This is a genomic window from Pseudomonas sp. PvP009 (assembly GCF_017832995.1).
GTDB classification, from domain to species: Bacteria; Pseudomonadota; Gammaproteobacteria; order Pseudomonadales; family Pseudomonadaceae; genus Aquipseudomonas; species Aquipseudomonas syringae.
Genome location: NZ_JAFIBG010000001.1, coordinates 1,345,139 through 1,358,671, shown reverse-complemented (window position 1 = coordinate 1,358,671; position 13,533 = coordinate 1,345,139). Strand labels below are relative to the sequence as shown.

The window sequence follows — 13,533 nt, the reverse complement described above, 5'->3', positions numbered from 1 at the left end:
CCATGCGTCTGCTGCTTATCGAAGACGACGTTGCACTGGGCGAAGGCATTCAGCAGGCACTCAGCCGGGAAGGCTACACCGTTGACTGGATCAAGGACGGCAGCAGCGCCCTGCATGCCCTGCTCAGCGAGAGCTTCGATCTGGCCATTCTCGACGTCGGCCTGCCGACGCTGAGTGGGTTTGAAGTACTGCGTCGACTGCGTCACAGCGGCTCGACGCTGCCGGTCATGATCCTGACCGCACGCGACGCCACCGAAGACCGGATTATCGGCCTGGACAGTGGCGCTGACGATTATCTGGTCAAACCCTTCGATGTGTCCGAGCTCAAAGCCCGCTTGCGCGCCCTGCTACGCCGCAGTGCCGGGCGTGCCAAGGTGCTGATCGAACACAACGGCATCCGCCTGGACCCCAGCACGCAACAGGTCAGCTATCACGATGCCGCAGTTGCCCTGACGCCCAAGGAATACCAATTGCTGTATGAATTGCTCTCGCCGCCAGGCAGGGTCATGACCCGCGAACGGCTGATGCAGCTGCTCTATGGCTGGAACGAAGAGGCCGAAAGCAACACCCTCGAAGTGCACATTCACCATCTGCGCAAAAAGTTTTCCAGCACCCTGATCCGTACCATTCGAGGCGTGGGTTATCTGGTGGAGGAGCGTTCTTGAAGTCGATACGCCGCCGCACACTGACCCTGATCATCGGCCTGCTGTTGAGTGGTCTTCTGGTACTGACGCTGTTCAACGTGCATGACAGCAATCACGAAATCGCGGAAATCTACGATGCCCAACTGGCGCAGAACGCGAGGCTGCTGGAAGGCGTGATGCGCATGCCCATGGAGCGCAAGGAACATGCGCAGCTCTATCAGGCCTTCAATCAGGCCCTCGCCCAGGCCGAACCCCGTGTGGACGGCCACCCTTACGAGGGCAAGATCGCCTTTCAGGTCTGGGACAAGGACAACAACTCGCTGGTACACACTGCCAGCGCCCCGACCTTCACTCATCCGCCACAGAGCACCGGGTTCAGTGATTTCAACGACATGGCCGGCCATCAATGGCGAGCCTTCGTGCTCAGGGACGAGCAGCATGGTCTGCTGGTCTGGGTCGGTGAGCGCGATGACGTGCGCTCGGATCTGGTCAATCGCATTGTGCGTCACACAGTCTTGCCGAACCTGATCGGCAGTCTGGTGCTGATGATCGCCATCTGGCTGGCGATCCGCTGGGGGCTGAGGCCGCTGGCCGATTTCGCCAATACCCTGCGCGGCCGTAACGCCGGTGCTCTGCACCCCCTGCAGCTCAACGCCCTGCCTACCGAACTGGAACCCATGCAGGCCGCCCTGAACCGCCTGCTGGGACAGATTCAGGACCTGCTCAAACGCGAGCGGCGCTTCATTGCCGATGCGGCCCACGAAATGCGCACGCCTCTGGCGGTCCTGCGTGTGCACGCGCAAAACGTACTGGAAGCGCACAACGAAGCGCAGCGGCAACAGTCGCTGGGCTACCTGATCATCGGCGTGGACCGCACCACGCGGCTGGTCAACCAGTTGCTGACCATTGCGCGCCTGGAACCCGGCCCGTCGCCAGCGGGCAAGGTGGCGGTGGATCTGGTCAGCGCTGTGCGCGACAGTCTGGTGCAATTGACCCCGTGGGTGCTGAGCAAGCATCTGGAGTTGTCCTTTGAGTGCAGTGAAGCCAGCCGCGACGTAACGGTGGACTTCCCCGCGCTGGACATCGCCTTGCACAACCTGATCACCAATGCCGTCAACTTCTCACCCGAGGGCGGCCAGGTCACGGTGGGGCTGACGTTCAGTGAGCATTGCTTCCGGCTCAATGTCGACGATCAGGGCCCCGGTATCGATGAGCAGGAGCGCGAACGCTTGTTCGAGCCGTTCTACAGCCGTGGCAACGATCAAGGGGTAGGTCTGGGGCTGGCCATCGTGGAGAAAGTCGCGCTGCTGATGGGCGGCAACGTGAGCCTCGACAATCGTCCGGAGGGCGGGCTCAGGGCCAGTCTGCAGGCGCCGTTGCGCTGAGCATTGAGCAACGCGCCGAGGGACGGCCATCGAGTGCCGTCACGACACCGGCAGCAGCACATCGACCACCAGACCGCCGCCCGGCCGATTGCGTGCGGCGATCTGCCCGCCGTGCATTTCGATAGCCCGCAGGGCGATGGCCAGGCCCAGGCCAAAGCCCTGCGCGGCATTCTCCGGACCGCGCTCGAAGGGCTGGAAAATCCGTTGCAGGCACGCCTCGTCCACACCCGGCCCCTGATCGATGACATTGACCATCAGGCACAGCGGCTGGGCCTGAACGTTGGCGACCACCACCACATCCGTGCCGACCGCCGTGTGGCGAACGGCATTGCGGATCACGTTTTCGAAGGCCCGGTAGAGCAGTTCGCTGTCGACCTGTGCGACGAAAGACCCGGGAGCCTGCAGCCTGACCCGACACTGCTTCAGTCCGGCCTCGAATTCGGCATCCTCGACGATGGCCGCCAGCAGGCTGATGACATCGACCTGGTCGCGGGTCAGGCTTTCGACATCGCTCTGCATGCGCGCCAGGGTCAGCAATTCTTCGATCAGTGAGTCCATGCGCTCCGATTCGCGCTCGATACGCTCGAGCATGTCCAGCTGGGTCGGCTCCTGGCGCAACAGGCCGATGGCGGCACTCATGCGCGTCAGCGGCGAACGCAGCTCATGGGAAATATCATGCAGCAGTTGTTGCTGGGAGTCGGCCATGACCTTGAGCTGATTGGCCATGCGGTCGCAATCCTCGGCAAGGTCGACGATTTCATCGCGCCGCCGGCCCATGTCGGGTTTTACCCGTGTGTCGAAACGGCCTCTGGCGACCTTGCCCATCGCCTCACGCAATTTAATCAGCGGTGCCACCAGATAGCTGCTGAGAAACCAGCTGAACAGCGCACTCATGACCGTGCCGGTGATCAGCGGATTGAGGTGAGAGGGTTGATCGTCATGGTTGGGGCGCTGGGTAGAGCGGATATGCACGAGTGCACCTTCGCGCGTACGCACGGCGAGTTCGAAGCGAGGGTTTTCCAGCGAATCGCCCGCCAGCAGCATCCCCTGGCTGTCGTACAAACCGACCTTGCTGTGACCCTCCGGCTGCCAGGCATCAAGCAACGCCTGCCCTGCGGCAATGCCCGAGCGCTGCAAAATGCGCACTTCGTTGTCGAGCACCGTGCTGAACGAGGGATCGTCCCGCCCTGCCTGGGTGAACATGAACAGACCGGCACCTACCATGAAGGTCAGGCTGGTCGCCAGCCAGAACGCCAGGAACAGCTTCCAGAACAACCGGCTCGGCCTCATGGCGTGATCAACATATAGCCCAGATTGCGCACGCTCTGTATCCAGCTCTGGTTATCGTTGCGCGGGCCGAGCTTGTGGCGAATGCTGCTGATGTGCACGTCGATACTGCGATCGTAGCGAGCCAGCGGCCGTCCCAGCGCGTTCATCGACAGGTTCTGCTTGCTGACCAGTTGCCCGGCATGCCGCGCCAGCTCTTCGAGCAGGCAGAACTCGTTGCCGGTCAGTTCAAGCGTCACGCCCTGCCAGCGCGCTTCACGCTTGCCTGGCCAGAGCATCAGCTCTCCGGCCTGAATCACATCCCTGACCGCATCGACTACCGACACCGCACGCACCCGGCGCATGATCGCCCGCAGACGCGCCACCAGCTCACCCGGCGAGCTGGGCTTGGGCACGTAATCGTCGGCGCCCAGTTCCAGCCCGGAAATACGGTCGATATTGTCGCCGCGGGCGGTCAGCAGAATCACCGGCACCTGGCTTTGCGCGCGGATCCGCCGCAGCACTTCGATCCCGGAGATGCGCGGCATCATGATGTCCAGCACGACAATGTCGTGACGCCCGGACAAGGCTTCAATCTCGCCCTCTTCAGCGCTGTTGGTGCAGGTCACGTCGAAGCTTTCACGGGTCAGGTACTGGCTGAGCATTTCCGTCAGTTCCCGGTCATCGTCGACAAGCAATACGGAAGTCATGGCAGGCCCTTGATTGGTGGTTGCCGATTATCCCGGCGCTGCTGCGGCGTGTCAGCCGGGCTCGATGATCTTTACCTAACCTTACACGGCGTTAACCGTCCCCAACATGCCCTCGCCCTATGCTGCGCAGCCAACAGCGCCCGCCGGACCGGCCCTTTCTGGCGTGTCATCGGCAGCGCTCAAATGCCTTTGTCGCAGCTTTCTGGAAAGGGTTTGATGATTTCTTCGCGTCTGCTTCTATCGTTCTGCCTGTTAATCAGCGTCCCGCTGGCACACGCCGACACTTTTTCCATCTCGGACATCCGCGTCAACGGCCTGCAACGCGTATCAGCCGGCAGCGTATTCGCTGCGCTGCCGCTCAATGTCGGCGACCAGGCCGATGAGCAGCGCCTGGCCGACGCGTCGCGCTCACTGTTCAAGACCGGTTTCTTTCAGGACATCAACGTTGCACGCGATGGCAATGTGCTGGTGATCAATGTAGTCGAACGCCCCTCTATCGCCAGTATCGAGATTGTCGGCAACAAGGTCATCAGCACCGACGACCTGATGAAGGGGCTCAAGCAGTCGGGGCTCAGTGAAGGCGAGATATTCCAGCGCGCCACGCTGGAGGGCGTGCGCAATGAACTGCAACGCCAATATGTCTCTCAGGGCCGCTACAGTGCCTCGGTCGATACCGAGGCGCTGCCTGCACCACGTAACCGCATCGCCCTGAAAATCACCATCGACGAAGGGACGGTGGCGTCGATCCAGCACATCAACGTGGTCGGCAACACCGTGTTCTCCGATGAACAGCTGGCTGATCAGTTTCAGCTCAAAACCAGCAACTGGCTGTCGTTTTTCAAGAACGATGACAAGTACGCCCGCGAAAAACTTTCCGGCGACTTGGAGCGACTGCGCTCCTGGTACCTGGACCGCGGCTACATCAACATGGATATCAACTCGACTCAGGTGTCGCTGACGCCTGACAAGAAAGGCGTGTTCATTACCGTCAATATCACCGAAGGCGACCGGTATACGGTAGGCAGCGTCAAACTGGGCGGCGACCTGAAAGTGCCGAAGGACCAGCTCGAACAACTGATTCTGGTCAAACCGGGCCAGGTGTTTTCACGCAAGGTCATGACTGACAGCAGCAACCTGATCACCCGCCGTCTGGGCAACGATGGCTACACTTTCGCCAACGTCAACGGCTTGCCGAAAGCCAACGATGCCGATCACACCGTTGATATCAGTTTCGTGGTCGACCCCGGCAAGCGCGCCTACGCCAACCGCATCAACTTTCGCGGCAACACCAAGACCGCCGACGAAGTGCTGCGCCGTGAAATGCGCCAGATGGAAGGCGGCTGGGCCTCGACCTACCTGATCGACCAGTCGAAGGTGCGCCTGGAGCGTCTCGGTTTCTTCAAGGAAGTGAACGTCGAAACGCCAGCGGTCCCCGGCACCGACGATCAGGTCGACATCAACTACGCCGTCGAAGAACAGGCCTCGGGCAACATCACCGCCAGCGTGGGCTTTTCGCAAAGCGCCGGGCTGATACTCGGCGGCTCTATCTCGCAGAACAACATTCTCGGCACCGGCAACTTCGCCAGCCTCGGCATGACCCGCTCCGAGTACCAGACCAAGTACAACTTCGCGTTCACCAACCCGTACTTCACGCCTGACGGGGTGAGCCTGGGCTACAACGTTTTCTACAACGCGACCGACTACAGCAAGTATTACGATGACGACGACGAGGTCTCCTACTACTCGCTCAACAGCGTGGGCGCAGGGGTCAACCTCGGCTATCCGATCAGCGAAACATCGCGCCTGACCTACGGGCTGTCGATCCAGCGTGACACCCTCGACGCCGGCAGCTACAGCGCTGACGAGATCTATGACTTCATTGAGCGCGAGGGTGATGCGTTCACCAACCTCAAGGCCAGCGTCGGCTGGTCGGAATCGACCCTCAACAAGGGCGTACTGGCCACCCGCGGGCACTCGCAAAGTCTGACCCTGACCAGCACCGTGCCGGGCAGTGACCTGCAGTTCTACAAACTAGACTACAACGGCCAGACCTTCCTGCCGCTCAGCGACACCACCTCGCTGCGCCTGCATACCAAACTCGGCTACGGCAACGGTTACGGCGATACCGACGGCCTGCCTTTCTACGAAAACTATACGGCGGGCGGCCAGGCCACGGTGCGCGGCTTCAAGGACGGCACGCTGGGGCCGCGCAATACCCCGGCCACCGGCACCTACGCCAGTCAGGGGCAGATCTACTATTCCGACCGCGACACCGAAGCCCTGGGCGGCAACATCCTGATCACCGGCGGCATGGAATACCTGTTCCCGATGCCCTTCGTCAAAGACCAGAAATCCCTGCGCACCTCGCTGTTCTGGGACTTCGGCACGGTTTACGCCGACAAGTGCTACCTGACCACCACGCAGAACTGCGGCAACATCAATATCGACCAGATGGCCAGTTCGGTCGGCGTCGGCGTGACCTGGTACTCGCCGCTCGGCCCCCTGAGCTTCGACCTCGCCGTGCCGATCAAAAAGCCCGAAGACGCCGAGACCCAAGTGTTCCAGTTCTCGCTGGGCCAGACCTTTTGAGGCGGAGCTTTTACAGCATGAACAAGGCGGTCTTTACCCAGCATTACCTGGCCCGGACCGCGCTTTACATCCCGTCGTTGAATACTGCCTGCACTACTCATCAGGTCAGGAGTCGTTACATGAGCCGCGAAGTCAGACAGATCACCCCCGATGTGCAGGAAATCATCCAGCACGCCTTGCGCTCGCTGCTGGGCAAAGGTTTCGTCATCGCGCTGTTCGGCAGCGAGGATGCAACCGGGGCCATGCACTACCATTTGCGTATCGACCACGACGCCACGGGGTTGGGCATCGAGCATCACGACAACGTCGAAGACGGTTTCATCGACGATATCTTCATGCTCGCCACCCGCATGAAAGCCATGCTCAAGCAGCGCGAAACCCTGTCTCGCATGCATGGCGGCAGCCAGGCGACGGGTCAGGTGCGGCTGCTGACCTGGATCACCGAGGACAACAGCCAGACGGTCATGCAAACCGCCGAGGCTGCGGGGCGCGAGTGTTTGAGTGCGTTGCGCGAGCGGCGGCTGCGGGCTTGAATCATGAGCGTCGCACGGCTCAATCAATGGCCGAGACCATCAGTTCTCGCAACCACCTATGAGCCGGATCGCGGTGCAAACGCTCTGGCCACAGCATGAGCATTTCAAACCCCGGAATCGAAAGCGGCGGTTCCTGAACCACGAGCGTCGGCTGGCCGCGCACCAGCCGTTCAGGCACCACGGCAACCAGATCGCTGCTGGTCAATGCCGACACCAGCGAGCCGAAATGCGGCGCCGACAATACGACCCGCCGACTTAAACCCAGCGCCGCCAAGGCCTGGTCGGTGCTTCCGGCAAAGCCGCCGCCGTTGGGAGACATGACCGCATGCTCCAGCTCACAGAAACGTGTCAGCGACACGGGTCGTGCAAGGTCCGGATGATCATGCCGGGCAGCAAGCACATAACGCTCATGAATCAACGACCGCTGGCGCAGCTTGGGCGGCGCCTCCTCGCGGGTGTGCAACGCCAGATCCAGCCGACCGTTTTCAAGATCCGCGGCCAGGCTGACAGGGTGCTTGTTCAACATGGCCAGGCGCGTACCCGGCGCACTGCTGCGCAACCTGCCGAGCGACGGCCATATCAATGCGATGGTCGCGTAGTCGCTGGCAGCGACGCGCCAGGTGTGATCGGCCGTTGCCGGATCGAAATCCCGGCCGGGCAGTAACGCAGACTCCAGCGCTGCAAGTGCCTGACGGAGTGGTTCGCGCAGTTCTTCAGCCCGCGCGGTCGGGGTCATGCCCCGCGGCCCCGGCAACAACAACGGATCTTCCAGCACCTGCCTCAGCCTGCCCAATTGCAGGCTGACGGTGGGCTGGGTCAGGTTCAGCCGATGCGCCGCGCGGGTGACGTTCTGCTCCGAGAGCAATGCATCCAGCGTGACCAGCAGATTGAGGTCGATACGCCGCAAGGTATTGTTCATGCACATACCAAGTGTTTGGGAGATTGATTTCCAGCATACCCGATCGAGTCTGTAGCGTTGCCTCATGACAGACAAACCGGAGTCCCTCATGAACATACTTATTGTCTACGCCCACCCAGAACCGCGCTCGCTGAACGGGTCGTTGAAAGACTTCGCAGTCGATCATCTGCAGAACAACGGCCATCAGGTGCAAGTGTCCGACCTTTACCAGATGGGCTGGAAGGCGATCATCGACGCCAACGATGCACCCGGTCTTGAGAACAACCGCCGCTTTGACCCTGCCCTTGAGTCGCAACGCGTGTTTGCCGCCGGTATTCAGCCGCCGGACATCGAGGCCGAACAGGCCAAACTACTCTGGGCAGACGCCGTCATATTTCAGTTTCCACTCTGGTGGTTTTCGATGCCCGCGATCATGAAAGGCTGGATAGAGCGGGTGTACGCCTGTGGTTTCGCCTACGGCGTGGGCGAGCACAGCGACCAGCACTGGGGTGATCGATACGGTGAAGGAACGCTGGCAGGCAAGCGCGCCATGCTGACGGTGACCATGGGCGGCTGGGAGTCCCACTACAGCGAGCGTGGCGTAAACGGGGCGCTGAACGACGTGCTCTTTCCTATCCAGCACGGCATCCTGTTCTATCCAGGTTTCGATGTGCTCGCGCCCTTCCCTGTGTACCGGGCAGGCAAAGTGGACAGCGCAACCTTTGCGCAGATTTGCGCCGACTACGGCGACCGCCTGGATAACCTGTTCACCCTTGAGCCCTTGCCCTTTCGCAGGCAGAACGACGGCGACTACGAGATCCCGGCACTGACATTGCGAGCGGATCTTGCACCGGGTCGGCAGGGGCTGGACATTCACCTGCGCGATCAGTGACTGATAACGAAAAGACCCTGCTTGTGCAGGGCCTTTTCATACGCGTTGTCTTCCGGCGGATTACTTCAGGTTGTTCTTGAAAAACTCGCCCAGCTTGTCGAACGGGATCAGATCGACCCGATCGTAAAGATCCACATGCCCGGCCTCCGGCACGATGATCAGTTGCTTGGGCTGGCCGGCCAGTTTGTACGCTTCCTCGCTGAACTCCAGAGAGTGCGCCTTTGAGCCGGCGATGAACAACATCGGGCGTGGCGAGATGGTCGCGATGTCGTTGAACGGATAGAAGTTCATGAACTTGACGTTGCTGGTCAGCGTCGGGTGAGTGGTCAACTCGGGGGACTGGCCTTCGGGCGTGAACTCGCCCCGTGGCGTGCGATAGAAATCGTAGAACTCGCGTTCGATCGGGCCGGATTTTTCAGTCAGTTTGTGTACGGTGCCGCTGGTATACGCGGTGTCGCCGCCGCTGTATTCCACGTCGCGCTGCAGTGCCGCCTGCTCGATGATCGTCTTGCGCTGAGCCAGCGTCTGCGAGTGTTTCAGGCCGTTACGGTTGGCGGCGCCCATGTCATACATGCTCACCGTGGCAATGGCTTTCATGCGCGGATCGATCTTCGCGGCACTGATGACAAAGCTGCCACTGCCGCAAATCCCCAGCACGCCGATTCGTTTTTTGTCCACGAAGGTCTGAGTGCCCAGGAAGTCCACTGCGGCACTGAAGTCTTCGGCGTAGAGATCGGGTGAAACGGCGTTACGCGGCTGGCCTTCGCTCCCGCCCCAGAACGACAAATCCAGCGACAAGGTCACAAACCCCTGCTCGGCCAGTTTCTGCGCGTACAGATTGGCACTTTGCTCCTTCACCGCCCCCATCGGATGGCCAACGATAATTGCCGGAGCTTTAACGTTCGGGTTCGAGCCTTTGGGTATAAACAGATTGCCCGCGACTTTCATCTTGTACTGGTTGTTGAACAGTACTTTTTGCGCAACGACCTTGTCGCTTATGTAGAAATTATCGGCACCGTGAGACATGTCTGCTCCTGTCGCAGCGTATGAGCTGATTAAAAGCCCAAGCATCAAAAGAATCTTTTTCATGGCGTGTTACCTCGTTGAGAAATTGACCCGCGTTTACCTGCCCGGCCCTGACCGGTGTTGCTTTCCTGCAGGGACGCGTTGTCGCGTGCCGTCCAGGCCAGCGCGGCCGAACACGCCAGTAACACGCCACCGAATGCGAACGGGCTCCACCAACCGAGGCTGTCGAACAGCACGCCGCCGATGCCGGCCCCGGCGGTGATCGCCAATTGAATGGTCGCCACCATCAGGCCGCCGCCCGCCTCGGCATCGTCGGGCAGCGTGCGGCTCAACCAGAGGCCCCAGGCGACTGGTGCCGGCGTGGCAATCAGGCCCCAGACGGCAAGCACAATGGCGACGGACTGTGGCGAATGCCCCAGGCCGGTGAGCGCCACGGCCAGCACCGCCATCAGCAGCGGAATGGCGATCAGGCAGGCATACAGGCCTTTGTGCAGCAGCCTGCCGATCAGGTAGGTGCCGACCAGCCCGCTGGCCCCCAGCGCCAAAAGCATCAGGGACAACGTGTTGACGCTGACCCCGGTGATCTCTTCCAGAAACGGGCGCAGGTAGGTGAAGACGGCGAACTGGCCCATGAACAGCAACAGGATCGCGCTCATGCCGACGGCCACTTGCGGGTTACGCAGCAGGCGGAACGGATTGCGTGCCCGGTTGTTCGGCTGGCTGCGCATGGCCGGCAGGCTCAGCCACTGCCAGGCAAACGCCAGCGCGGCGAGCGGGATGACCAGGAAAAACGCGCCGCGCCAGCCGATGTACTGGCCCATGAAGCTGCCCAATGGCGCGGCGACCGTTGCAGCCAGCGCATTGCCACCGTTGATCAGTGCCAGGCCCTTGGCGACCGATTGCTTCGGCACCAGCTTCATCACGGTAGCGGTCGACATCGACCAGAAGCCACCAATGGCGATCCCGAGCAGTGCACGGCCTGTCATGAACAACCAGCCGTTGGAGGCCAGCGTAACGATCACGCCAGACACCAGCAGCAACAGGCTGAAGCCCAGCAGCACAGGCTTGCGATCAAGATGCCCGGTCAGTGGCGTGTTCAGCAGGCTGGTCAGCACGGCAAAAAAACCGGAGATCGAAATCGCCTGCCCTGCCTGCCCCTGACTGATGCCCAGGTCCTGCGCGATGGGTGTCAGCAGGCTGACCGGCATGAACTCCGACGCAATCAGCACCACCACACACAGCGCCATCGAAAACACGGCGCCCCAGGCTGGCGGATGTGCGGTCGTCTCAGCCCCATTTAGCGTTGAATCGAATGCTTGCATGCGTCCTGACCTGGCGATGTTGAAAATAGTCGGCACAGGTTAGGGCAAAGGCATTAGGATGATTAGACACCACAATTTAAACGCGCTTGTGAGGAGGATTCAGCAATGAGCACACCCAAACTCAATGATCTGCAAGCCTTTCTGCAGGTAGCACGCGATCAGAGCTTTACCAAGGCGGCCACCAAGCTGGGCGTTACGCCTTCAGCCCTGAGCCACACCCTTCGTGGCCTTGAAGAGCGCATGGGCCTGCGCCTGCTGGCGAGAACCACCCGCAACGTGGCCCCGACCGAAGCAGGCGAACGGCTGATGCGCTCGATCGGGCCGCTGCTGGACCAGATTGCCGCAGAAGTCGAAGTGCTGGGCGAACTGCGCGACAAGCCCGCCGGCACCATTCGCGTCACCTGCTCCGATGACGCCGCAGAAGGCATCATCCGCCCGATGCTTGCAGGGTTTCTCGCGCAGTACCCGGATATCCAGATCGAGATCTGCATCGACTACGGCTTCACCAATATTGTCAGCGAACGCTTCGATGCAGGCATTCGCCTGGGGGAGTCCATCAGCAAGGACATGATTGCCGTGCGCCTGGGCCCTGACTGGCGCTTGTCAGTGGTCGGCTCGCCGGCCTACTTCGAGCGACACCCCGTCCCGCTGCAACCTCAGGACCTGACCCAACATACCTGCATCAACATCCGCCACTCGCCGAACGGCAGCTGCTACGCCTGGGAGTTCGAGAAGGGCAGCCGCAAGCTCAACATACGGGTCAATGGGCAATTCACGTCGAACAGCATGATCCATGTGCTCAACGCCGCACTGGACGGCGTGGGCCTGGCCTACGTGCCGGACTCCATGGCCGAACCGCACATCGCCAGCGGCCGCCTGAAAGAAGTGCTGGTCGACTGGAGCCCGTATTTCGAAGGCTTTCACTTGTACTACCCGAACCGGCGACAGGCGTCGCCGGCGTTCAGTGCGTTTGTCGAGGCGGTGAGGTATCGGGGCTAGCCCCCCGCCGCCTGATTACTGCGCGGCTTTCAACGCATCCGCGACCTTGTTCAGCGAACCTTGAGCGGGTTCGGCCAGCAGCTTCAGCTCGGTGGTTTTGCCACGCACCACCACTTGCATGGCGGTGGGCGCACCCTTTGCGTCACCCACGATCCGGTAAACGGTGTCGCCGCGCACGAAGCTCAATACGTGACTGGTAGCGTCGTACTTCAGTTGCTCACCGTCAGCCTGGGGAAACAGCAGCCCGACCTGATTCTTGCTGTCCACGGCCGCGTAGAAGACCGGGCTTGCGTCCCCTGAGCGGAACAACACAATGCGCTTGCCGGACGGCGCGAGCCTGAACGACAAGAGAATCTCACGCTGCTGGTCTTCCTCCCAGACGATGCTGGTGGTGTGCGTCATCTTGCCATTCTGATTGCGACTGACTGTTTCAGTCGGCAGTCCCGACCCACCGGTATGGTCAAGGACCGTCTGCGTTTCCAGAACCGGCTCGCCATTACGGATGCTATACGTAGACGTCTGGTGCCAGCAGCAACCGTCCTTGGTCATGGTCTCGATCTTGCGGGCTTTCTCATTCACGCTGAACAGGCCGCAGTTGTTTTGCGCCAGTTGGGTAAACGAATCGCTGTGCCGGAAACCATCGGCCGTGCCGAGAAAGACCTGATACGAGGGGCCGTGATAGCAGCTGTTTTGCCCGTCCATCAAGGCCAGGTCCTTGATGCCATCGAAGTTGAAATCCTGATAGATCAGTACGCTTTGTTCGCCATAGGGCAACTCGTGCACGTTGGTTTTGACCTTGCCGGTTTTGGGGTCAGTGCCAAGCACCAGTTCGTCGGACTGCACGCGGATCAAGGCCGCACCGCTGGCCTTGTCGTACACGTTGATCACGCCGGGACGAAATACATCTTCCTTGGCGGAAATATCCAGCGTCGCACGGTATTTATCGGAAAAGTCCTGCAGGGCGTAGTTCTCCCGGGGCGAGCCCGCGAACCCTGCTGCGTCCATTTCACCGTAGGTCGGTAACGCACCGGCGGCACTGACCAGTGTCGAAGAGGCCAGGCCGACCAGTACCCACAAGGCCTGCAACCCGAGACGTGACGCACAGCGTTGAACGATGGATAGGTGCAAGACGCAACTCCTTTGATAATGAGCGATGAGTTTACTTCAGCAATTGATACAATTTGAAATCATTGCCCGACGTGCACTTCGTGCTCACAGGCCGCCCCGTACGACCCGGTAAATGTTCTAATCACGCCCCCTCTTCGCTCA

12 protein-coding genes are annotated in these 13,533 nt (G+C 60.8%); 6 read left to right on the top strand and 6 right to left on the bottom strand.

Annotated elements, in window-relative coordinates; translation table 11 throughout:
- Positions 1–2 precede the first annotated feature (2 nt).
- Positions 3–665 (top strand): response regulator, encoded by a 663-nt coding sequence (locus tag JOE29_RS05960; RefSeq protein ID WP_003393295.1) that lies wholly within the window; start codon positions 3–5, stop codon positions 663–665.
- A complete protein-coding gene (locus JOE29_RS05955; RefSeq protein WP_100073588.1) occupies positions 662–2,029 on the top strand; it encodes an ATP-binding protein in 1,368 nt (455 codons plus the stop codon). Before JOE29_RS05960 ends, JOE29_RS05955 begins: the two co-directional genes overlap by 4 nt.
- A gap of 39 nt (positions 2,030–2,068) precedes the next feature.
- Here JOE29_RS05955 and JOE29_RS05950 read toward each other — a convergent pair whose 3' ends face one another.
- Positions 2,069–3,304 carry an ATP-binding protein gene (locus JOE29_RS05950; RefSeq protein WP_046271341.1) on the bottom strand — a complete coding sequence of 412 codons (1,236 nt, stop codon included), beginning with the start codon at positions 3,302–3,304 and terminating at the stop codon, positions 2,069–2,071.
- 11 nt (positions 3,305–3,315) lie between these two features.
- The gene (locus JOE29_RS05945; RefSeq protein WP_003412780.1) at positions 3,316–4,005 is read right to left on the bottom strand and encodes a response regulator transcription factor; all 690 of its coding nucleotides are present in this window, start codon (positions 4,003–4,005) and stop codon (positions 3,316–3,318) included.
- 216 nt (positions 4,006–4,221) lie between these two features.
- Between JOE29_RS05945 and bamA the strand changes: the two genes are divergently transcribed.
- Entirely contained in the window at positions 4,222–6,594 is a 2,373-nt protein-coding gene (gene bamA, locus JOE29_RS05940) for an outer membrane protein assembly factor BamA (protein ID WP_057406334.1), read from the top strand.
- Between the two features lie 119 nt (positions 6,595–6,713).
- Positions 6,714–7,127, top strand: a complete 414-nt coding sequence (locus JOE29_RS05935) for a hypothetical protein (protein WP_003393300.1) — start codon at positions 6,714–6,716, stop codon at positions 7,125–7,127.
- A gap of 19 nt (positions 7,128–7,146) precedes the next feature.
- Here JOE29_RS05935 and JOE29_RS05930 read toward each other — a convergent pair whose 3' ends face one another.
- Entirely contained in the window at positions 7,147–8,046 is a 900-nt protein-coding gene (locus JOE29_RS05930) for a LysR family transcriptional regulator (RefSeq protein WP_103363416.1), read from the bottom strand.
- A gap of 88 nt (positions 8,047–8,134) precedes the next feature.
- Here JOE29_RS05930 and JOE29_RS05925 point away from each other — a divergent pair, with 88 nt between their 5' ends.
- Positions 8,135–8,917 carry an NAD(P)H-dependent oxidoreductase gene (locus JOE29_RS05925; protein ID WP_074997070.1) on the top strand — a complete coding sequence of 261 codons (783 nt, stop codon included), beginning with the start codon at positions 8,135–8,137 and terminating at the stop codon, positions 8,915–8,917.
- Positions 8,918–8,977: 60 nt separating this feature from the next.
- Here JOE29_RS05925 and JOE29_RS05920 read toward each other — a convergent pair whose 3' ends face one another.
- Both JOE29_RS05920 and JOE29_RS05915 read right to left on the bottom strand, forming a co-directional pair.
- Positions 8,978–10,006, bottom strand: coding sequence for an alpha/beta hydrolase (locus JOE29_RS05920; RefSeq protein ID WP_210079017.1), 1,029 nt, complete (start codon positions 10,004–10,006; stop codon positions 8,978–8,980).
- Positions 10,003–11,265: an MFS transporter gene (locus JOE29_RS05915; protein WP_210079015.1), complete on the bottom strand. Its 1,263-nt coding sequence runs from the start codon at positions 11,263–11,265 to the stop codon at positions 10,003–10,005. Before JOE29_RS05915 ends, JOE29_RS05920 begins: the two co-directional genes overlap by 4 nt.
- 105 nt (positions 11,266–11,370) lie before the next feature.
- On the opposite strand from JOE29_RS05915, the gene JOE29_RS05910 reads away from it, so the two are divergent.
- Positions 11,371–12,264, top strand: a complete 894-nt coding sequence (locus JOE29_RS05910; RefSeq protein ID WP_210079013.1) for a LysR family transcriptional regulator — start codon at positions 11,371–11,373, stop codon at positions 12,262–12,264.
- A 15-nt stretch (positions 12,265–12,279) separates the two neighbouring features.
- Here JOE29_RS05910 and JOE29_RS05905 read toward each other — a convergent pair whose 3' ends face one another.
- A complete protein-coding gene (locus JOE29_RS05905; RefSeq protein ID WP_074997073.1) occupies positions 12,280–13,392 on the bottom strand; it encodes a hypothetical protein in 1,113 nt (370 codons plus the stop codon).
- Between the last annotated feature and the right edge of the window lie 141 nt (positions 13,393–13,533).

What these genes read in the sequence shown, in the direction of transcription:
- JOE29_RS05935 (WP_003393300.1), top strand. Translation starts at nt 6,714, where the DNA reads ATGAGCCGCGAAGTCAGACAGATCACCCCCGATGTGCAGGAAATCATC.
- JOE29_RS05960 (WP_003393295.1), top strand. Translation starts at nt 3, where the DNA reads ATGCGTCTGCTGCTTATCGAAGACGACGTTGCACTGGGCGAAGGCATT.
- JOE29_RS05930 (WP_103363416.1), bottom strand. Translation starts at nt 8,046, where the DNA reads ATGAACAATACCTTGCGGCGTATCGACCTCAATCTGCTGGTCACGCTG.
- bamA (WP_057406334.1), top strand. Translation starts at nt 4,222, where the DNA reads ATGATTTCTTCGCGTCTGCTTCTATCGTTCTGCCTGTTAATCAGCGTC.
- JOE29_RS05915 (WP_210079015.1), bottom strand. Translation starts at nt 11,265, where the DNA reads ATGCAAGCATTCGATTCAACGCTAAATGGGGCTGAGACGACCGCACAT.
- JOE29_RS05925 (WP_074997070.1), top strand. Translation starts at nt 8,135, where the DNA reads ATGAACATACTTATTGTCTACGCCCACCCAGAACCGCGCTCGCTGAAC.
- JOE29_RS05920 (WP_210079017.1), bottom strand. Translation starts at nt 10,006, where the DNA reads ATGAAAAAGATTCTTTTGATGCTTGGGCTTTTAATCAGCTCATACGCT.
- JOE29_RS05910 (WP_210079013.1), top strand. Translation starts at nt 11,371, where the DNA reads ATGAGCACACCCAAACTCAATGATCTGCAAGCCTTTCTGCAGGTAGCA.
- JOE29_RS05945 (WP_003412780.1), bottom strand. Translation starts at nt 4,005, where the DNA reads ATGACTTCCGTATTGCTTGTCGACGATGACCGGGAACTGACGGAAATG.